Genomic DNA, 18444 nt, shown 5'->3' on the forward strand with positions numbered 1-18444 from the left:
GATGGGGATCAGCCATCAGATGAACGACTGGCTACGGGGTGGAGTTGCGCCCCACTCCCCGCAGCCTTGCACACCCCCGGTTAACGGCTGGTTCAGGCCAGTGCGCTTTGGGGTGGCGCGGGGAGCGTGCGTCCTGTATGCGATCAGGCAACTTTATCCCCTTCTGTAACCAGATTGACGCGAGAGGTCACTGTCATGCCCGCCTATCGTTCCCGCACTACGACCCATGGCCGCAACATGGCCGGTGCGCGCAGCCTGTGGCGTGCAACCGGCATGAAGGATGGCGACTTCGGCAAGCCCATCATCGCCATCGCCAACTCGTTCACGCAGTTCGTGCCCGGCCATGTCCACCTCAAGGATATGGGCCAGCTCGTGGCGGGCGCCGTGGCCGAGGCCGGTGGCATTGGCCGCGAGTTCAACACCATTGCGGTTGATGACGGCATCGCCATGGGCCATGGCGGCATGCTGTACAGCCTGCCCTCGCGCGAGCTGATTGCCGATGCGGTGGAATACATGGTCAACGCCCACTGCGCCGATGCGCTGGTGTGCATCAGCAACTGCGACAAGATCACGCCGGGCATGCTCATGGCGGCGATGCGGCTCAACATCCCCACCATCTTCGTCTCTGGCGGGCCGATGGAAGCGGGCAAGATCCTCAACAACGGCACCGAGCAGCAGGTTGACCTCATCACATCCATGGTGGCGGCGGCCAACTCGGATGTCAGCGATGAGCAGTCGGCCACGATCGAACGCTCTGCCTGCCCCACCTGCGGCTCGTGCTCGGGCATGTTCACCGCCAATTCCATGAACTGCCTGACCGAGGCGCTGGGCCTGGCCCTGCCGGGCAATGGCAGCCTTGTCGCCACCCACACCGACCGCCGCGAACTGTTCGAGCGCGCGGGCCGCGACATCGTGGCGCTGGCGAAGCGGTGGTATGAGAACGATGACGCCACCGCCCTGCCGCGCGGCATCGCCACCAAGCCCGCGTTTGAAAACGCCATGACGGTCGATGTCGCCATGGGTGGCTCAACCAACACCGTGCTGCACCTGCTGGCCGCAGCGCACGAGGGCAAGGTGCCCTTCACCATGGCCGATATCGACCGCCTCTCGCGCCGTGTGCCCAATCTGTGCAAGGTCTCGCCGTCGCGCATGGACATCCATATGGAAGACGTGCACCGCGCGGGCGGCATTCCCGCCATCATGGGTGAACTGGCCCGCATGGGGCTCCTGCACATGGACGTGCCGAGCGTGCATGCAGCCGATCTCGGCACGGCGCTGGGCCAGTGGGATATCAGCGCCACAACGGCGGATGAGGCGGCGCGCACCTTCTTCAGCGCGGCACCCGGCGGCGTGCGCACCACGCAGGCGTTCTCGCAGTCAAGCCGCTACAAAGCACTTGATACCGACCGGGCGAATGGCGCGATCCGCGATGCGGAGCACGCCTACAGCCGCGATGGCGGGCTGGCCGTGCTGTTTGGCAACCTGGCGGAAGATGGCGCCATCGTCAAAACCGCAGGTGTTGCCGACAACTTGCTCACCTTCACCGGGCCTGCCCGCATCTTTGAAAGCCAGGATGCCGCCGTCTCGGCCATTCTGGGCAACGAGATCGTGGCGGGCGACGTGGTGGTGATCCGCTATGAAGGCCCTAAGGGCGGCCCCGGCATGCAGGAGATGCTGTACCCCACCAGCTACCTCAAATCGAAGGGGCTGGCCGAGAAATGCGCCCTGATTACCGATGGCCGCTTCTCGGGCGGCAGTTCGGGGCTTTCGATCGGCCATATCTCGCCCGAGGCGGCGGAAGGCGGAATCATCGGCCTGCTCGAGGAAGGGGACACGATCGAGATCGACATCCCCAACCGTATCCTGCGCACCACCGTAAGCGATGCCACGCTGGCCGCCCGCCGCGACGGCATGGAAGAACGCGGCGAGCGCGCCTGGCAGCCTGACCGCACGCGCACGGTCTCGGTAGCACTACAGGCCTATAGCGCGCTGACCACCAGCGCGGCCCGTGGCGCCGTGCGCGATGTCAGCCAGCTTGGCCGCCGCACCAGCCGCTAGAATGCACAGGTGCCGCCGTGACCTGTCACGGCGGCACCATTGTCGAAGCTGTTTGAAAAAAACGCCTTACGCGCCCGGCAGGCAGGCCCTGCCACGCCCCATGCGGCGGAACGTGGCCGTGACATGGTGCCGCAGCGCCGCAAGGTCTGGCAGGATGGCGTTATGCAGCGAGCGCACGCTTTCATGCGTGGCATAAAAGCGCAGCGACGTGGCCAGCCCGGTGATGATGGCAGCCCCCACGAACACGCCATCCACTTCTATAATCTTTGAATCAAACATAACTTCCTGCCCTGAACGGCCCTTTACACCAGCGCACCGTGCGGTTCTTCCCCAGGTGGAGAAAACCCGCATGCCGGTCATGGCCTGTTTCTTGCTATTGTCGTAACGCGCCAACGCGGCCCGGACTGAAGGGTTGCCGGGCGAACTGGCACTTAAAAACATTTTTTTACAGACACTTGCGTCCGATTTCGCAACGCCGCGCCGTATCATGTTGCCGCATGCTGTAGCACTTCATGGCAAGGATAGAAAGAGCGTTATTGTGGCATTTCAAGGGCCATTTTTATATCATGACAAAACGATACTGGAACAATACATACGAGATATAATATATTTTTAATAAATGTCGAAAGATGCGTTTCAATTACATAGATTTGATATGCAACCCTGCCATGAGGCATACCCCGCCTGCCGGGCAGGGCTGGCATGAAGCCGCTCTTCATGACAGGAAAGAAGCCAGAACTGTTTCCTTACCTTCAATACGGACTGGTCCCGCCTTGCACCGCCCTGCATGCCCTTCCCTACCGCAACGCCTGCGTCGCCTGCTTCAGGGCGCGGGCGCCTGTCTTGCCGTGACCCTGCTGCCTGCGCCGGGCCATGCGGCACCGGCCTATCCCGCGGCGATCATGGGGCCGCAGACCACGGCCCATGCCTGGGGCATCGAAACCCGTTTTGCCCAGAGCACGCCCTGCCGGGTGGACATGACCATCAACCAGACAATTTTCATGGCCCACATGCCGGAAATGATTCAGGCCGGGCTATTCAACACGCAGGTCACGCCCGCGCTGCAAAAACAGATCCCGCACTATCTCATGAATACATTGCAGATCGATGTGACGCCGGGCTTCGTGCATGCGCTGTTCACCCAGCGCGGCGCGCCCGCAGGCTGCCATTTCGACTGGTTCTATATCGCCCCTGATGGCACCCGCCACCCCATGGTGGGCTTTGACATGACACGCGCGGCCGATGCGCGGATTGACTGGGCACATCTGCGCTTTGGGGATATGGCGGCAGCCACCCGCAACCCGGTGATAGACCCCCGGTTCGATGCGCTGGTCAATCAGGAGACAGTGGATGTGACCATTGCCCTGGGGCAGAACCAGAACGCGGCGGAAAGCGAGTTGCCGCCCCCTTCAAACGCAGGCAAGCCCGCGCAATAACCGGTTGCCCCCAAAGCTTGAAGGCGTTGTCTTTTTTTTAAAGGGCATTACGCTTTCAAAGCTTTTCTCATTCTTCTTTGCACGCGCTAGGCGCGGTGCCTGATGAACTGGAGCATGAGATCAATCAGGGCTGCCACCGCCAGCAGCACCGTCACCACGCGCAGCACCAGCCGCAGCCGACGCTCGCGCGGGGTCGGGGCCAGTTCGCGCCGGTTCATGATAAGGGGCTCCGGCTGGCGCGGAGTGCCTTGATCGGGTCGTTCAGCCATTGCCCTGTGCCATCAGATGTTTCATGGATAGGCCGCCGTTTTACCAGAACAGATGGATAACACCAGAGCGTGCCCCTTCCCTTTCTCCGCCCGCGCGCAGCTTGGTCCGCGCTGCTTTTTTCCGTGGTTCTACTGGCCACCGTGCCCAACCGCGCGGCTCATGCCCAGAACTGCACGGAACTCGGCGCAGGCCAGCAACTGCCCGTAGTGGATAACCCGAAACTGGCGCGTGACACGCAACTCCTGTGCAGCACCCGCTTTGCCGTGCTGTATTCCGCTCTGGCGCGTGAGCCGCTCTGGGTGGCCGAGCATCTCGATACCGCCATGGTCCGCGCCGCCATGCAAACCCCGCGTGAAGGCGAATTTCACCCTGACACGCGCATTGCCCCCGGCGCGCGCGCGGAACTTGAAGATTACGTGCGCTCGGGCTTCGATCGCGGGCACATGGCCCCCTCGGGCGACATGCCCGACCGGCAGACACAGCAGGAAACCTTTGCGCTCTCCAACATCGTGCCCCAGCGCGCGACACTGAACCGGGGCCGCTGGGCCGAGATCGAATCCGCCGTGCGCGGCCTGGCCCTGCGCACGGGCAACCTTTACGTGGCCACCGGCCCGGCTTTTCACTCAAGCAGCCTGTCAGCCATCGGGCCGGACCGGGTGCTTGTGCCCACTTCCACATGGAAGGCGGTCTATGACCCCCGCAGGCAGCAATCTGGCGTGTATGTCTGCCATAATGTGGCGCGCAGCCCCCGGTGCAGCCATGTCAGCGTAATGGAACTGACTCGGATTACCGGGGTCGATCCCTTCCCCGCGCTGCCAGCGAACGTCAAGCAGACCTGCATGACGCTACCGCTTGGCCATGCCCGCACGGCCACGAAGCATGCGCGGCGCCGCACCCGACGGCGTGTCTATGCACGCTGGTAAAAAGCAAAAAATAAAAGTTTTTGGGTGCTGCCTTTTTGCAAAAAGGCGGCGTTTCCTGAAGCTTTTTGAAAAAAGCTTCACCAAAAACTTCTGGTTTTTTCACCGGCCCTGCAAGAAATATTCTGGATGAAGGAGACATGACCATGACCGCCCACTCCCCCAAATCCACTACCCTCGTGCCCTTTGCCGATAACAGCGCCAGCCGCACCATTGCCGGCATGACGGTGGAAAACGGCACCGATAGCATCGCTTTTTATGGCCAGACGGATTTCAGCCGCGACAAGGCCGGCCTGGCACGCGCCCAGGCGCTGCTGGCCTTCATGCAGCAAGTTGTCACGACGCTGGAGGCACAAAAAGACCTGCCCGATGCCCTGCCGCCGCGCAAGCCCGCCAAGGTGGACAATCCCTTCATGTAAAATCTCCCCCCAACGCACAACGGGGCCGGTCCATTGCTGGACCGACCCCGTTGAAAAACCCGTTCCCCGCAGCACAGGGCTGCGGGAAAAGCCGGATCAGCGCTTGCTGAACTGGAAGGAACGGCGGGCCTTGGCGCGACCGTACTTCTTACGTTCAACAACACGCGAATCGCGCGTCAGGAAGCCAGCGGCCTTCAGGATGCTGCGCAGCGCGGGCTCATAGTGGGTCAGCGCACGGCTGATGCCGTGACGGACCGCACCGGCCTGACCGGACAGACCACCACCAACGACCGTGCAGTACACGTCGAACTGGTTGTAGCGGTCAGCCACCAGGAAGGGCTGCGTGATCAGCATGCGCAGCACGGGGCGCGCGAAGTAGGTGCCGACCGGACGGCCATTGACGATGATGTCGCCCTTGCCCGGCTTGATCCACACGCGGGCCACGGCATCCTTACGGCGGCCGGTGGCGTAGGCACGGCCCTGCGCATCGCGCTTGGCTTCATAAACCGGAGCGGCTTCCTGCGCGGACGTCACCTGACCGGAAGCAACGGCTTCCTTGAGGTCAGCGAGCGTGCCTGTACGTTCTTGGGTTTCAGACATATGGTTCAGCCCCCGACCTTCTGGGTGTTGACGGCATTCTTGCGGTTGAGCGATGCAACATCGAGAACCTGCGGCTTCTGCCCGTCATGCGGGTGCTCGGCGCCGGCATAGACATACAGGTGCTTCATCTGCGCGCGCTGCAGCGGGCCGCGCGTGATCATGCGCTCGATGGCCTTGCGCACGACATGGCCGGGGTTCTTGCCGGTCAGGCGCTGGGTGATGGTGCGCTCCTTGATCCCACCGGGGTAGCCGGTGTGATAATGGAACAGCTTCTGGTCAACCTTGTTGCCGGTCAGGCGAACCTTCTCGGCGTTGATGATGACGATATTGTCGCCACAATCAACGTGCGGGGTGAACTGCGGCTTGTGCTTGCCGCGCAGGCGCTGGGCAACGATGGCGGCCAGACGGCCAAGAACGAGGCCTTCGGCGTCGATCAGGGTCCAGCCACGCGTCACCTCGGCGGGCTTCAGCGAAAGTGTGGTCTTCATGGATCTAGTGTTCCGTCCAGTAATGTAGCGGTAACAGGTGGCGCGTTATCAGCCGCATCATGTGCAAACGTCAAGCACATAATCCGTTCCGAGCGGCATTTTTCCGCTAAAAAATCGTGTGTGGTATCATGATACCGCCATCTTTCGCATCACGACCTTTCCACGAGCGATTGCCGAGGGGGGGCACAATGCGATAGCAGTCAGTTCAAGGTCATTACGGATATCAGCCTCGTGAAGAAACTCTACCCTGCCATTCCCCTGCTTGTACTGGTGCTGCTGGTTGGCAGCTGGGGGGTGCATCACTTTGCCCAGCACAGGCTTGAAGCCGGCATAGCCGACTTCCGCGCCTCCATCGGGCCGAACGCCACGTTCAGCTACGCCACGGCCCGGCCGCGCACGCTGGCGCGGGGCGCGCATTTTACGGCCGTTACCTACCACAACCCCGCCATGACGCTGATCGCGGCTGACGTGCGGCTCGGCGGGCTGACCGGCAACAACGTGCAGGGCGAGAAGATCGGCAGCATCGTGCTGCGCGATGTCAAGATCATGACCCAGACCAGCACCATCTCGCTCGATGAGGTGGACCTGCGCAACCTGGTGCTGCCCAATACCGACCGCGCGAGCGCCGATTCCAGCCGCCCGCTGGGCTTCGATTCCCTCGTGCTTGATAACGGCACGTTTGCCAACATGCATCTGGCCATGCCCGCCAGCCAGACCGATGTCACCGTCGCCCGCATGAGCGTGGAGCAGTACGGGATGGGCCGCGCCTCGCATCTCGATCTCGACCGGCTGGCCACCCAGATCAACCTCACCCCCCCGCGCCGCATCTCGGTCGAGCACATCAAGATCGACGGACCGGATTTTGCCAGCGAGGTCGCGAGCCTGATCCAGTCGGGCCACCTGATCCATGAAAGCCATCCGCACACGATGGACCTCAAAAAGGTGGAGATCGACAGCACCCACCCCATGCTCCAGATCGACCATGTCGCCACCTCCAGCTTCTCCACCGCGACCGAGGACAAGATGGACACGACGCTGGGCAACCTCACGCTGTGGTCCACCGGCACGGATAACCAGACAATCCTCAATGCGTTCGGCTATGACAGTTTCAACGGCAACATCCATATCAACAGCACCAGCGACCGCAGTGCCGGGCGGGTGCATCTCGAGCCGATGACCATCGAGTCGGCCGACATGGGCAACCTGACCGTGGTGGCCGAGCTGGACCAGATTCCCTTTGATGACATGGCCATCATTCCCGAGACTGCCCGCATCGTCTCCGCCGCCATGACGTGGGAGGACCGCTCGCTGGCCAGCCATGTGCTGGCAGGCCTGGCCAAAAGCCGCAATACCGACCCCGAAATCTACCGCCAGAACCTGCTGGCCACGCTGGCCGCATCCGATGATGCCTCGATGCGCGCCATGGGCCGGTTCCTGCAATCACCGCAGGACCACCCGCTGCAGATCGCGCTGCGCCCGATGAAGCCGGTCAACCTGATGATGCTGGGCGTGGCCCTGTCGATGGCGGGCGATCCGTCGGTCGCGGCCCCGCTGGGCCTGACCATTTCCACGCCCTGATGTCCTGCCCCGGCCCCGTGCATGTCATCGGGGCCAATGGCCGCTCGGGGCTGGCGCTGTGCCGGGCGCTGCAGGCCGAAGGCCGCGATGTCGTGCCCATCGTGCGCGACAGGGCACGCTGGCAGGCAACGCACCTGCCCATGCCCGCCCGGCTAGCCGATCTTGCGCATGACCCTGGCCGCCTGCGTCACGCTCTGCTTGACGCCACCACCATTGTCCTGACCGCCCATGCCCGACACCTGCCCGCAGTAATCGCAGCGGCTCCCCCACAGGCGCGACTCGTTGCCCTGGGCAGCACGCGCATCTTTACCCGCTGGCCCGATGCCCATGCGCATGGCGTGCTTCATGGCGCGCAGGCGCTGGCCCGCTCGGGCCGCGATGGCGTGCTGCTGCACCCCACCATGATCTATGGCGCAACGGGCGAGAACAATGTGCAGCGCCTCGCCGCCCTGATGCGCCGCCTGCCGGTGCTACCGCTACCCGGCGGCGGACGCGCGCGGCTCCAGCCCATATGGCAGGGTGACGTGACCCGTGCGCTGCTCGCCGCCATCGGGCGCGCGTGGCATGGGCCGCACAGTCTGGTTATCGCAGGGGGGGATCAGGTCAGCTACCGCGATTTCACGCGCATGGTTGCCGTGGCTGCGGGGCTGAGGCCGCGCCCGGTGCTGCCGGTGCCGGGTGCCGTGCTGATGGCGCTGGCGCGTTTCAGGCTGCCGGGGCTGCCCACCATTACGCCCGCCGAGGTCCGGCGGCTCATGGAAGACAAGATTTTCGACATTACCCCCATGCGCGCGCAACTCGGGCTGACGCCCCTGCCGCTGGCAGCGGGGCTTGCGCGCACATTCGGGGCCGCAGCTATTTGCTGAAACGCGACAGAAGGCAAAGCCTTCTGGGAAAAGCTTCAGCAAAACATTTCTGATTTTCAGGGAATTACGGGTTGGGGCGAACGACGGGGCTCGAACCCGCGACCACCGGTACCACAAACCGGCGCTCTACCAACTGAGCTACGTCCGCCACAACTGGAGCGGTTATTTAGAGAAGCCGGGCAGACCCGTCAATTACCCTTTTTGCATTTTCATGACATTTTCCGCGCAGAGCTGTCCGCGCACGTTCTGCAGCCGCTGCACCGCCTGCGAAATGACGCCCGTTTTCTTGCAGAACGCAAAACGCACATACCGGTCGGGAATATCCGCGCCCGTATCATCATAGAAGGCCGAGACGGGAATGGCCGCCACCCCCACCTTGCGCGTCATCTGCTGGCAAAAGGCCACATCGCCCCCCGCAAAGCCCAGCGGCGCGATATCCGCGATCAGGAAGTAGCTGCCATCGCATGGCAGCACGTCGAATCCGGCCCGGCCCAGCCCTTCGGCCAGCCAGTCGCGCGCAGAACTCATGCTCTCGGCCAACCGCTCGAAATAGGCCGTATCCTTGTCCAGCCCCACCGCCACGGCGCGTTGCAGGTTGGGCGCCACGGTAAAGGTAAGCAGCTGGTGCGCCTTGGCCACAAGGGCGGCAAGCGGCGCGGGCGCGGTGACGTAGCCCACCTTCCACCCGGTCATGGAGAAGCTCTTGCCCGCGCTGCCAATGCGGATGCAGCGCTCACGCATGCCCGGCAGCGCCATGAGCGGCACGTGGCGGGCAGGGGCGAAGGTCAGGTGCTCGTACACCTCGTCACACACGGCATAGGCATCATGCCTGGCCACCAGCCCTGCGATGAATTCCAGCTCATCACGCGTGAACACCTTGCCGGTGGGGTTCATGGGCGTGTTGAGCAAGATGGCCTTGGTGCGCGGGGTAAAGGCGGCTGCGAGTTCCGCGCGCGGCAGGTCCCACCGCGGCGGGGCGAGGCGCACGGTGCGCACCACGGCGCCAAGCAGGCGCAGCACCGGCAGGTAGGTGTCATACAGGGGTTCGAACACCACCACCTCGTCGCCCCGGTTGACCAGCGCCATGAGCGAGGCGGTGATGGCCTCGGTCGCGCCACAGGTCACCACCACTTCACGCGCGGGCTCGACGGCAATGCCATAAAAACGCGCGTTTGACCGCGCCACCGCGCCCTGCAGCTCGGGCAGGCCGGCAAGCGGGGGGTACTGGTTGCGCCCGTCGCGCAGGGCGGCTGCCGCGGCATCGACAAGGTCGGCCGGGCCTTCGGTATCGGGAAAGCCCTGGCCGAGATTGATGGCGTCATGCTCCACGGCCAGCGCCGACATGACGGAAAATATGGTGGTTGGCAGCCCCGAAAGCATCGCGTTGGCGGGTTTCATCGTCTTATCCTGTCCGTGTGCGCATGGGTGTGGGCAATGCGCATTTTTGCCCATATCACCCGATTGCCTGAAAATGAAAGCCGTGCAACCCTGCCACGGCAACACGGGCGGCATGCGCTACAGATGCCATGAGACGGAAGACAGACCAACAGGCATGAAAAAGATCGAGGCCATCATCAAGCCCTTCAAGCTCGACGAGGTGAAGGACGCCCTGCATGAGATCGGCCTGATGGGCATTACCGTCACCGAGGCCAAGGGCTTTGGCCGGCAGAAGGGCCACACGGAACTGTATCGCGGCGCGGAATACATCATCGACTTCCTGCCCAAGGTCAAACTTGAAATCGTCTGCCCCGATGACATGACCGAGCGCGCGGTCGAGGCCATCATGGCCGCTGCCCGCACCGGCCGCATCGGCGATGGCAAGATCTTCATCACCCCGGTGAGCGAGGTGATCCGCATCCGCACCGGCGAGCGCGGGCCTGACGCCATCTGAGGGTTGGCCTGCAAACATGGGTCTCATGGCGGCTGGCCTATCGACAGCGGCCCTGCGTTTCCGTAACCATAACCGCCGCGCCGCATGGAACGGCACACCAAAGTCAGGACAGGTAATTAACATGGCAAAAAAAGCACAGGCTTCAGCCTCGGTTTCGACACCGTCGCATTCTGCTGAAGCCATCGCGAAGGTCTTTGAAATCATCAAGGAAAACGCGGTCGAGATGGTTGACCTGCGTTTCACCGATCCGCGCGGCAAGTGGCACCACACCACCCAGTACGTCACCACGATCGAGGATGACACCTTCCGCGAAGGCTTCATGTTCGATGGTTCCTCCATCGCGGGGTGGAAAGCCATCAACGAAAGCGACATGATCCTGTTGCCTGACCCGACCACCGCGGTGATGGACCCGTTCTCCGCCAAGCCGCAGCTGATCCTGATCTGCGATATCGTGGAGCCCTCCACCGGGCAGTTCTACAACCGCGATCCCCGCGCCACCGCCAAGCTGGCCGAGCAGTACCTCAAGTCGACCGGCCTGGGTGATACCGCCTTCTTCGGCCCCGAGGCCGAGTTCTTCATCTTTGACAGCGTGCGCTTCGGCACCGGCCCGAACTTCGGCACCTACGAGCTGGAAAGCATCGAAGGCCCCGGCGCGTCGCTCAAGGACTACCCCGAAGGCAACATGGGCCACCGCCCCGGCGTGAAGGGTGGCTACTTCCCGGTTGCTCCGGTTGACAGCGAAGGCGACCTGCGCGCCGAAATGCTGACCACCATGGGCGAGATGGGCCTGCCCATCGAGAAGCACCACCATGAGGTCGCGCAGTCGCAGCACGAACTGGGCACCAAGTTCGACACGCTGGTCCGCTCCGCCGACTTCATGCAGATCTACAAGTACTGCGTGCACAACGTTGCCCATTCCTACGGCAAGACGGCAACCTTCATGCCCAAGCCGATCTATGGCGATAACGGCTCGGGCATGCATGTGCACCAGTCGATCTGGCGCGACGGCAAGCCCACCTTCGGCGGCAACGGCTATGCCGACCTGTCTGATGAGGCGCTGTACTACATCGGCGGCATCATCAAGCACGCCAAGGCGCTCAACGCCTTCACCAACCCGTCCACCAACTCCTACAAGCGCCTGATCCCGGGCTTCGAGGCCCCCGTGCTGCTGGCTTACTCCGCCCGCAACCGTTCCGCCTCGTGCCGTATCCCGTATGCGACCAGCCCGAAGGCAAAGCGCGTCGAGGTCCGCTTCCCCGATCCGACCGCGAACCCCTACCTCGCGTTTGCCGCCATGCTCATGGCCGGCCTCGACGGCATCAAGAACAAGATCCACCCCGGCGATGCCATGGACAAGGATCTGTACGACCTGCCGCCCGAGGAACTGAAGCAGATCCCGACCGTGGCCGGCTCGCTGCGTGAAGCCCTGACCGCGCTGGAATCCGATTACGAGTTCCTGCTCGCCGGTGGCGTGTTCACCAAGGACCAGATCGAGAGCTACTGTGAAGTGAAGTGGCAGGAAGTCTACACGTTCGAGCACACGCCGCACCCGGCCGAGTTCGAGATGTACTACTCCGTCTGATCCCGCCTTCCCCCACGGGGAACGGAACTGACACGAAAAGCGCCGGAACCTTGCGGGTTCCGGCGCTTTTTTCATGTCTGGCCCACGGCACGCGCACGTTTGCTCGATTATGCAGCCCGCGCACTGGTCGCAGCCGTCATATCGCCTACACCTTGGGAGCCTCCATCAGCACAAGGACAGACCATGACCCAGCCACCCCCCGCCACCATGCAGGCCGTGACCGTGAGCGAACCGGGCGGCCCCGATTCGCTGCACATCGCCACCGTGCCCGTGCCGATGCCCCGCGCGGGCGAGGTGCTGGTGCGGGTCATGGCGGCAGGCATCAACCGCCCCGACATCATGCAGCGCCAGGGGCTGTATCCGCCGCCGCCGGGGGCAAGCCCCCTGCTGGGGCTGGAAGTGGCGGGCGAGGTCGTGGCGACTGGCGAAGGCGTGCCGCCCGATGCCTTTCCCGCACCCGGCGCGCGGGTGTGCGCGCTGGTCAATGGCGGGGGCTATGCGCAGTACTGCACCGTGCCTGCGGGGCAGTGCCTGCCCTGGCCCGCGGGGTTTGACGCGCTGCACGCCGCCGCCCTGCCCGAAACATTCTTTACCGTATGGTCCAACCTGTTCATGACAGCGGGGCTGAAACCGGGCGAGAGCATGCTGGTGCATGGGGGCACCAGCGGCATCGGCACCACGGCCATCCAGCTTGTGCGCGCCCTGGGCGGCACGGTTTACGCCACCGCTGGCACGGACGAGAAATGCACGCTGTGCACCACGCTGGGCGCAAAAGCCGCCATCAACTACCGCACCGAGGATTTCCCCACCCGCATCAGGGAACTGACGGATGGCACGGGGGTCAATGTCATCCTCGACATGATTGGCGGGGCCTATATGGAGGGCAACCTCAAGTCCCTTGCCGTTGCGGGGCGGCTGGTCATCATCGCGCTGCAGGGCGGGGCGAAGGCGGATGGCGTCAGCCTTGCGCGCATCATGACCCGCAGGCTGGTGGTGACCGGCAGCACGCTGCGCCCGCGTGAGGCTGCCTATAAGGCCGAAATTGCCCGCGAACTCGAAGCCCATGTCTGGCCGCTGCTGGCGCGGCGGGCCATCCGCCCGCTCATCCATGCCACCTTCCCCTTGGCGCGGGTTGCTCAGGCCCATAAACTCATGGAAAACGGAACCCATATGGGCAAGATCATGCTGGACCTGCAACAACCGCCCCGACAGACGACCGGACGATAGGAACACAAGCTGGTGCTACTGAACGTCATTGAGCGCGGACCCGAGGAAACCGGACCCGACACGGCCGGCAGGCCCCCCATTGTCCTGCTGCATGGCCTGTTCGGGCGGGCGCGCAACCTTGGCTTCTTTCAGCGCAGGCTCGCGCGCACCCGGCGCACGCTCGCCATCGACCTGCGCAACCATGGCGACAGCCCGCATGGCCTGATGGACTACAACACCATGGCGGGCGACCTGCTGGAAACGCTGGCCCACCACAACGCGCTGCCCGCAACGCTGGTTGGCCACTCCATGGGCGGCAAGGTGGCCATGACCCCGGCCCTGACCCGGCCGGGCATGGTGCACAGCCTGCTCGTGGCCGACATTCCGCCCGCGCGCACCGGCCACGGGCAGTTTGCATTGGGCGAGCAGATGCTGCGGGTGCCGTTTCCGCCCTTTCTCAACCGGGCGGGGGCGGAACGGCTGCTCCAGCATTACATCCCCAACACCGATGTGCGCGCGCTGATGCTGCAGAACATCCGCGTGGGGGAAAACCCCGGCTGGAACATCGGCCTGCGCGAGATGGTGGACTCGATGTCCAATGTCGAAAGCTGGCCCTACATCCCTGAAGGCTATACCTATCCCGGCCCCACGCTGTTCCTGGCGGGGGGGAATTCGCCCTATATCCGCCCTGAACATTATGCCATCATGCGTAGGCTTTTTCCGTGTTACCGGCTGGAACTGATCGAACGGGCAGGGCATTGGCTGCATGTCGAAAATCCGGAGAGATTCGCCGAATTACTGGAAAATTTTGTCGAAAGCTACTGAAGTAGCCTCCGTTACGCATCCGGTCCTTGACAGGCCCCCCCCCCGCGTCAGTTATGCTGGCAACATGCCAGGGCAGGCAGGCAGGCCCCGGCAACAGACCCACATGGCGGAGACCCGCAGCCTTTCATGACGGTGACACTCAGTCCCTCCTCCCGGCGGCCAGACGCCGTGGAGCCCGTACTGATCCCCCGCGAGCCGCCGCCTGGGGGCGGCCTGCCACGCAATGGCCGCACGGAACAGTACAACCCGCCCGCGCGTGAAAGGCTGCTGCCCGGCAACGCCGTGCCGCCGCCACCCGGCTACCGCAAGCTACGCCCCATGATGTCGGGCCTGATTCGCCCCGACACGGTGGAAACGCCGGGACCAGGGCGCGCGATTGCCATATCGGGCCTGCTGCATGCCGCCCTGCTGGCCGCGATCCTGATCGAATCCGCCCATCACAGCCAGCACGGCACGCCCGACGCCACGCGCACGGAGCCGCAGGTTGAGATGGTGTTCTCGCCGCCCACCTCCAGCGGGTTGCAGGGCCAGTCCTCGCCCGATATGGCGGGCGGCCAGAACGCGCCCCGGCAGCAGCAGACCAAGGAGCAGCAACCCAGCGCGCAGGAAAAGACGAACAACCCGCAAAAGAACAGCGAGGATTCGTCGCCCTCCGCCAATGCCTCCAGCGAGGATACCCCCTCCGCCCCGCCGCTGAGCGATGCGCCCTCCGACCTGTCGGTGCCGCAGTCGCAGCAGCAGGACAGGTTCAACCCTGCCATGCAGAACTCCGGCCACGGCAACCGCGCGGCCCAGCAGGCACAGAACCAGTCCTCGCCCAATGCCTATGCGGCGTTGCAGCACCCGATGAACTGGTCGCTCTCTCCCTCCCCCCTGCCCCGGCGCAGCAAGCAGGGCCGTGCGGGCGGCACGGGCGGGCCGATCGACCTTTCGCTCGGGCCGGTAGTGCAGAATGGCAAGATCAATGCCCCCTACTCCACCACAACCCAGATCAAGGGCGTGAGCGACGATTATGGCGAGGAACTTGAACGCTGGATCCGCAGCCACCTGTACTACCCCGAAGAAGCCCGCCAGGCAGGCGAAGAAGGCGCGGCCTCACTGCATGTGGAAATCGACCGCGACGGACACGTGACCAAGGTGCGCCGCACCGGGGCGTCCGGCTCGTTTTATCTTGACGCCGCGGCGATGAGCATATTCCGCAACGCCCAGTTGCCCCCCGTGCCGCCCGACATGCAGGGCAACAACTTCCCCATTGACCTGACCATCAACTACATCCTGCTCCGCCGCTGAAAGCACGGGCAGAAGGAGATTTCATCGCCATGGACACAGCACGACTCCTGCAGCAGGCCGGGCATGACTTCCACGCCTTCGACAATGCCGATGCCGCCGTGGCCCGCATTACCGAGCTTTATGACCAGGCCGCCGGGCTGATCCGCCATGCATTCGCCACGCGCGATACATCGGGCCTGGCGGATGCGGTCTATCCCTACCTCGCCTTCATGCCCGCCACGGCCCTGCCCCCCGATGGGCCGCGCCCGCCCTTTGACGTGGTGCTCGAGCCCGGCTTCTATGGCACCACGCTCACCCGCCCTGCCCTGTTCGGCGCCTACTGGCGCGAGCAGATCGAAAGCCTGCTGCGCCATTACCGCACGCCGGTCATGGTCGGCCTGTCGCGCCAGCCCATCCCGCTCTCCTACGTGATGGAAGAGGCGGTGACCTCGCTGACCGAATCCGACCTTGCATGGATCCAGACGCATTTCGCGCTGCCCGACCTGCACGTGACCGACGATTCGATCGCCAATTGCGAATACATCCCCCGCCCCGACGTGCCGCGCCCGCTTGCGCTGTTTACGGCCCAGCGCACCGATTACTCGCTGGCGCGGCTGCACCACTATACCGGCACAGCGCCACGGCATTTCCAGCGTTTCATCCTGCTGACCAACTACCAGCGCTATGTCGATGCATTTCGTGAATACGGGCATGCGCAGGTGGATGCGGGGTCGGAATACACGGCCTTTGTCGAGCCGGGCGAGATCATCCACACCCGCGACGCCCCCCACGCAGCCACCCATGCGGGCCAGAACCTGCCGCAGATGCCCGCCTACCATCTGTGCCGCCCCGATGGCGATGGCATAACGCTCATCAACATCGGCGTGGGGCCTGCCAACGCCAAGACCATTACCGACCATCTGGCCGTGCTGCGCCCGCATTGCTGGCTGATGGTGGGGCACTGCGCAGGGCTGCGGCGCAGCCAGAGGCTGGGCGACTACGTGCTGGCGCATGGCTACCTGCGCGATGACCATGTGCTGGACGACGACCTGCCGCCCTGGGTGCCCGTGCCCCCCATTGCCGAGGTGCAGATGGCCCTGCAGGACGTGACCGCCCGCGTAACCGGCCTGCATGATGCCGAGGTGAAAACCCGCCTGCGCACCGGCACGGTCATGACCACCGACAACCGCAACTGGGAGTTGCGGCTGGGTGCGCTGTTCACGCGCATCAACACCTCACGCGCCATTGCGGTGGACATGGAATCGGCCACGATTGCGGCGAACGGCTTCCGCTTCAGGGTGCCTTACGGCACGCTGCTGTGTGTTTCAGACAAGCCGCTGCATGGCGAACTCAAGCTGCGTGGCATGGCCAATGCCTTCTACCGCGAGCGCGTGCGCCAGCATCTGGTGGTGGGAATCGAGACCATGCAGCAGTTGCGTGCGCAGGGCGTGGACCGGCTGCATTCGCGTAAGCTGCGCGGGTTTGACGAGCCTGCCTTCCGCTAAATCGTTAAAATCATAAAAGTTTTTGGGTGCCGCCTTTTTTCAAAAAAAGGCGGCGTTCTTTTGAAGCTTTTATCCGTTGATCAGAAATCCGGCAGCGTGGGTGCCAGATGCCCCCCCTGCCGCACCGGCGCCATGCGGCGGGCCAGGCCGGTGGCATCATCGGTTTCCACCATCATGCCCGCAATGCTGGCATCCCCCTCGGCGGGTTGCAGCCGCTCACCGGGCATCTTGCGCACGAATCGGGCAATAGCCGCCTCCTTGCCCATGCCGATCACGCTGTCATAGTCGCCACACATGCCCGCATCGGTCTGGAAGGCGGTGCCGTGGGGAAAGATACGGTGGTCGGCGGTGGGCGTGTGCGTGTGCGTGCCAATAACCAGCGACACGCGGCCATCAAGGAAATGGCCCATGGCCCATTTCTCGCTCGTGGCTTCGGCGTGCACGTCCACTACGGCGGCGTGCATGGTCACGCCCAGCCGGTGGCGCGAGAGGATGTCGGTCACGCTGCGGAAGGGGTCATCCATCGCATCCATGAACTGCCGGCCCATGATGCTGACCACCAGCGCCTTGCGGCCATCGACGAGTTCCACCACCACGCTGCCCTGCCCCGGCGTGCCGGGCGGGTAGTTGGCGGGGCGGATGATGCGGGGTTCGCTGTCGATATGGCCGATCAGGTCGCGCCGGTCCCAGCTATGGTTGCCCAGCGTGATGACATCGGCCCCCGCTTCGAGCAGGTCGCGGCCAATGGCGGGCGAGAGGCCAAAGCCGTGGCTGGCGTTCTCGCCATTGACCACCACAAGGTCGAGGGCAAGATCACGCCGCAGGGCGGGCAGGCGGGAAATGACGGCCTCGCGCCCGACGCGCCCGACAATATCGCCCAGAAACAGTATTCTCAAGAAAACAGCCTTTATCTACCGCGTCCGCCCGTCACCACGACACCGGATCCATTCACGCTCGGTCACGATCGCGGGCAGCGCCACGTCATACCGGCCGGTCGGGATGCACGCCACTTCCTGAAAGGAAAAGCCAAACCCCACCGCCCGCGCGGCAGGCAGGCTGGCCAGCGTGCGATCATAATAGCCCCCGCCATATCCCAGCCGCATGCCCCGCCTGTCAAATGCCAGCAGCGGCACGCACACCACATCAGGCTGCACGATGGGGCCTTCGGGGTGGGATGTGCCATAGCGGCCCGCCTGCATGGCGCAGGCCGGCCGCCACAGGCGGAAGGTCAGCTTATGGCCCTTGGGCGTGGTTTCGGGCAGGGCAATGCACAGGCCATCGGCGTGGAGCGCGTGCATGACGGGCTGGAGTTCGCTCTCGCCGGGCAGGGGCCAGACAAGGGCTACCGCATCACCGGGCGAGGCCATGGCGCGCAGGGCGCGGACCATGCGGTGCTGGAGGGATTTCTCGGCCATCTCGCGCCCGGGCGCTGTGGCGAAGGCGGCCCGCCTGCTGGCCATGACGCCACGCAGGGCCTGTTTGGCATGTGCGGTGGACCACGATTCGTTTGCGATGGAAGTCATGGAAAATG

19 protein-coding genes and 1 tRNA gene are annotated in these 18444 nt (G+C 64.1%); 12 read left to right on the forward strand and 8 right to left on the reverse strand.

Annotated features, from left to right (window positions below; all coding sequences use genetic code 11):
- The first annotated feature begins 195 nt into the window (after window positions 1-195).
- Window positions 196-2058, forward strand: a complete 1863-nt coding sequence (ilvD, locus tag R5N89_RS12275; protein ID WP_110569580.1) for a dihydroxy-acid dehydratase — start codon at window positions 196-198, stop codon at window positions 2056-2058.
- A 66-nt stretch (window positions 2059-2124) separates the two neighbouring features.
- On the opposite strand, the gene R5N89_RS12280 is transcribed toward ilvD, so the two are convergent.
- Window positions 2125-2337 (reverse strand): hypothetical protein, encoded by a 213-nt coding sequence (locus tag R5N89_RS12280; RefSeq protein WP_061272419.1) that lies wholly within the window; start codon window positions 2335-2337, stop codon window positions 2125-2127.
- Between the two features lie 494 nt (window positions 2338-2831).
- Here R5N89_RS12280 and R5N89_RS12285 point away from each other — a divergent pair, with 494 nt between their 5' ends.
- Window positions 2832-3494: a hypothetical protein gene (locus tag R5N89_RS12285; protein WP_244192218.1), complete on the forward strand. Its 663-nt coding sequence runs from the start codon at window positions 2832-2834 to the stop codon at window positions 3492-3494.
- 86 nt (window positions 3495-3580) lie between these two features.
- On the opposite strand, the gene R5N89_RS12290 is transcribed toward R5N89_RS12285, so the two are convergent.
- Window positions 3581-3712, reverse strand: a complete 132-nt coding sequence (locus tag R5N89_RS12290) for a hypothetical protein (RefSeq protein WP_265001397.1) — start codon at window positions 3710-3712, stop codon at window positions 3581-3583.
- 120 nt (window positions 3713-3832) lie between these two features.
- Between R5N89_RS12290 and R5N89_RS12295 the strand changes: the two genes are divergently transcribed.
- Both R5N89_RS12295 and R5N89_RS12300 read left to right on the forward strand, forming a co-directional pair.
- The gene (locus tag R5N89_RS12295; RefSeq protein WP_244192217.1) at window positions 3833-4687 is read left to right on the forward strand and encodes a DNA/RNA non-specific endonuclease; all 855 of its coding nucleotides are present in this window, start codon (window positions 3833-3835) and stop codon (window positions 4685-4687) included.
- 143 nt (window positions 4688-4830) lie between these two features.
- A complete protein-coding gene (locus tag R5N89_RS12300) occupies window positions 4831-5103 on the forward strand; it encodes a hypothetical protein (RefSeq protein WP_110569578.1) in 273 nt (90 codons plus the stop codon).
- Window positions 5104-5199: 96 nt separating this feature from the next.
- On the opposite strand, the gene rpsI is transcribed toward R5N89_RS12300, so the two are convergent.
- Complete coding sequence (rpsI, locus tag R5N89_RS12305) at window positions 5200-5703, reverse strand: 30S ribosomal protein S9 (RefSeq protein WP_061272413.1); 504 nt, start codon at window positions 5701-5703, stop codon at window positions 5200-5202.
- A 5-nt stretch (window positions 5704-5708) separates the two neighbouring features.
- The gene (rplM, locus tag R5N89_RS12310; RefSeq protein ID WP_110569577.1) at window positions 5709-6191 is read right to left on the reverse strand and encodes a 50S ribosomal protein L13; all 483 of its coding nucleotides are present in this window, start codon (window positions 6189-6191) and stop codon (window positions 5709-5711) included.
- A 231-nt stretch (window positions 6192-6422) separates the two neighbouring features.
- Between rplM and R5N89_RS12315 the strand changes: the two genes are divergently transcribed.
- A complete protein-coding gene (locus R5N89_RS12315; protein ID WP_110569576.1) occupies window positions 6423-7769 on the forward strand; it encodes a hypothetical protein in 1347 nt (448 codons plus the stop codon).
- Entirely contained in the window at window positions 7769-8635 is an 867-nt protein-coding gene (locus tag R5N89_RS12320; protein WP_110569575.1) for an NADH-ubiquinone oxidoreductase, read from the forward strand. The genes R5N89_RS12315 and R5N89_RS12320 overlap by 1 nt, the downstream gene beginning before the upstream one ends.
- A 72-nt stretch (window positions 8636-8707) precedes the next feature.
- Here the strand turns inward: R5N89_RS12320 and R5N89_RS12325 are convergent.
- Both R5N89_RS12325 and R5N89_RS12330 read right to left on the reverse strand, forming a co-directional pair.
- Window positions 8708-8783 (reverse strand) — tRNA-His (locus tag R5N89_RS12325).
- Between the two features lie 44 nt (window positions 8784-8827).
- Window positions 8828-10033 carry an aminotransferase gene (locus R5N89_RS12330; RefSeq protein ID WP_110569574.1) on the reverse strand — a complete coding sequence of 402 codons (1206 nt, stop codon included), beginning with the start codon at window positions 10031-10033 and terminating at the stop codon, window positions 8828-8830.
- Between the two features lie 154 nt (window positions 10034-10187).
- On the opposite strand from R5N89_RS12330, the gene R5N89_RS12335 reads away from it, so the two are divergent.
- The 6 genes from R5N89_RS12335 (at window position 10188) to R5N89_RS12360 (ending at window position 16913) form a co-directional block, all read left to right on the forward strand.
- Window positions 10188-10526: a P-II family nitrogen regulator gene (locus tag R5N89_RS12335; protein ID WP_110569573.1), complete on the forward strand. Its 339-nt coding sequence runs from the start codon at window positions 10188-10190 to the stop codon at window positions 10524-10526.
- A gap of 121 nt (window positions 10527-10647) precedes the next feature.
- The gene (glnA, locus tag R5N89_RS12340; RefSeq protein ID WP_110569572.1) at window positions 10648-12108 is read left to right on the forward strand and encodes a type I glutamate--ammonia ligase; all 1461 of its coding nucleotides are present in this window, start codon (window positions 10648-10650) and stop codon (window positions 12106-12108) included.
- 183 nt (window positions 12109-12291) lie between these two features.
- On the forward strand, window positions 12292-13335 hold the full coding sequence (locus tag R5N89_RS12345; protein ID WP_208624701.1) for an NAD(P)H-quinone oxidoreductase: 1044 nt from the start codon (window positions 12292-12294) through the stop codon (window positions 13333-13335).
- Window positions 13336-13347: 12 nt separating this feature from the next.
- On the forward strand, window positions 13348-14139 hold the full coding sequence (locus tag R5N89_RS12350; RefSeq protein WP_354680682.1) for an alpha/beta fold hydrolase: 792 nt from the start codon (window positions 13348-13350) through the stop codon (window positions 14137-14139).
- 126 nt (window positions 14140-14265) lie between these two features.
- On the forward strand, window positions 14266-15429 hold the full coding sequence (locus tag R5N89_RS12355; protein ID WP_110569570.1) for an energy transducer TonB: 1164 nt from the start codon (window positions 14266-14268) through the stop codon (window positions 15427-15429).
- A gap of 29 nt (window positions 15430-15458) precedes the next feature.
- On the forward strand, window positions 15459-16913 hold the full coding sequence (locus R5N89_RS12360; RefSeq protein ID WP_110569569.1) for an AMP nucleosidase: 1455 nt from the start codon (window positions 15459-15461) through the stop codon (window positions 16911-16913).
- A gap of 80 nt (window positions 16914-16993) precedes the next feature.
- Here R5N89_RS12360 and R5N89_RS12365 read toward each other — a convergent pair whose 3' ends face one another.
- Together R5N89_RS12365 and R5N89_RS12370 are read right to left on the reverse strand one after the other, a co-directional pair.
- Entirely contained in the window at window positions 16994-17809 is an 816-nt protein-coding gene (locus R5N89_RS12365) for a TIGR00282 family metallophosphoesterase (protein ID WP_110569568.1), read from the reverse strand.
- 15 nt (window positions 17810-17824) lie between these two features.
- The gene (locus R5N89_RS12370) at window positions 17825-18436 is read right to left on the reverse strand and encodes a 5-formyltetrahydrofolate cyclo-ligase (protein ID WP_110569594.1); all 612 of its coding nucleotides are present in this window, start codon (window positions 18434-18436) and stop codon (window positions 17825-17827) included.
- Between the last annotated feature and the right edge of the window lie 8 nt (window positions 18437-18444).

This window comes from Komagataeibacter sucrofermentans DSM 15973 (genome assembly GCF_040581405.1).
Lineage (GTDB): Bacteria > Pseudomonadota > Alphaproteobacteria > Acetobacterales > Acetobacteraceae > Komagataeibacter > Komagataeibacter sucrofermentans.

What these genes read in the sequence shown, in the direction of transcription:
- R5N89_RS12370 (WP_110569594.1), bottom strand. Translation starts at nt 18,436, where the DNA reads ATGACTTCCATCGCAAACGAATCGTGGTCCACCGCACATGCCAAACAG.
- R5N89_RS12335 (WP_110569573.1), top strand. Translation starts at nt 10,188, where the DNA reads ATGAAAAAGATCGAGGCCATCATCAAGCCCTTCAAGCTCGACGAGGTG.
- glnA (WP_110569572.1), top strand. Translation starts at nt 10,648, where the DNA reads ATGGCAAAAAAAGCACAGGCTTCAGCCTCGGTTTCGACACCGTCGCAT.
- R5N89_RS12300 (WP_110569578.1), top strand. Translation starts at nt 4,831, where the DNA reads ATGACCGCCCACTCCCCCAAATCCACTACCCTCGTGCCCTTTGCCGAT.
- rplM (WP_110569577.1), bottom strand. Translation starts at nt 6,191, where the DNA reads ATGAAGACCACACTTTCGCTGAAGCCCGCCGAGGTGACGCGTGGCTGG.
- R5N89_RS12345 (WP_208624701.1), top strand. Translation starts at nt 12,292, where the DNA reads ATGACCCAGCCACCCCCCGCCACCATGCAGGCCGTGACCGTGAGCGAA.
- R5N89_RS12360 (WP_110569569.1), top strand. Translation starts at nt 15,459, where the DNA reads ATGGACACAGCACGACTCCTGCAGCAGGCCGGGCATGACTTCCACGCC.
- R5N89_RS12330 (WP_110569574.1), bottom strand. Translation starts at nt 10,033, where the DNA reads ATGAAACCCGCCAACGCGATGCTTTCGGGGCTGCCAACCACCATATTT.
- R5N89_RS12355 (WP_110569570.1), top strand. Translation starts at nt 14,266, where the DNA reads ATGACGGTGACACTCAGTCCCTCCTCCCGGCGGCCAGACGCCGTGGAG.
- R5N89_RS12290 (WP_265001397.1), bottom strand. Translation starts at nt 3,712, where the DNA reads ATGAACCGGCGCGAACTGGCCCCGACCCCGCGCGAGCGTCGGCTGCGG.
- ilvD (WP_110569580.1), top strand. Translation starts at nt 196, where the DNA reads ATGCCCGCCTATCGTTCCCGCACTACGACCCATGGCCGCAACATGGCC.
- rpsI (WP_061272413.1), bottom strand. Translation starts at nt 5,703, where the DNA reads ATGTCTGAAACCCAAGAACGTACAGGCACGCTCGCTGACCTCAAGGAA.
- R5N89_RS12280 (WP_061272419.1), bottom strand. Translation starts at nt 2,337, where the DNA reads ATGTTTGATTCAAAGATTATAGAAGTGGATGGCGTGTTCGTGGGGGCT.
- R5N89_RS12320 (WP_110569575.1), top strand. Translation starts at nt 7,769, where the DNA reads ATGTCCTGCCCCGGCCCCGTGCATGTCATCGGGGCCAATGGCCGCTCG.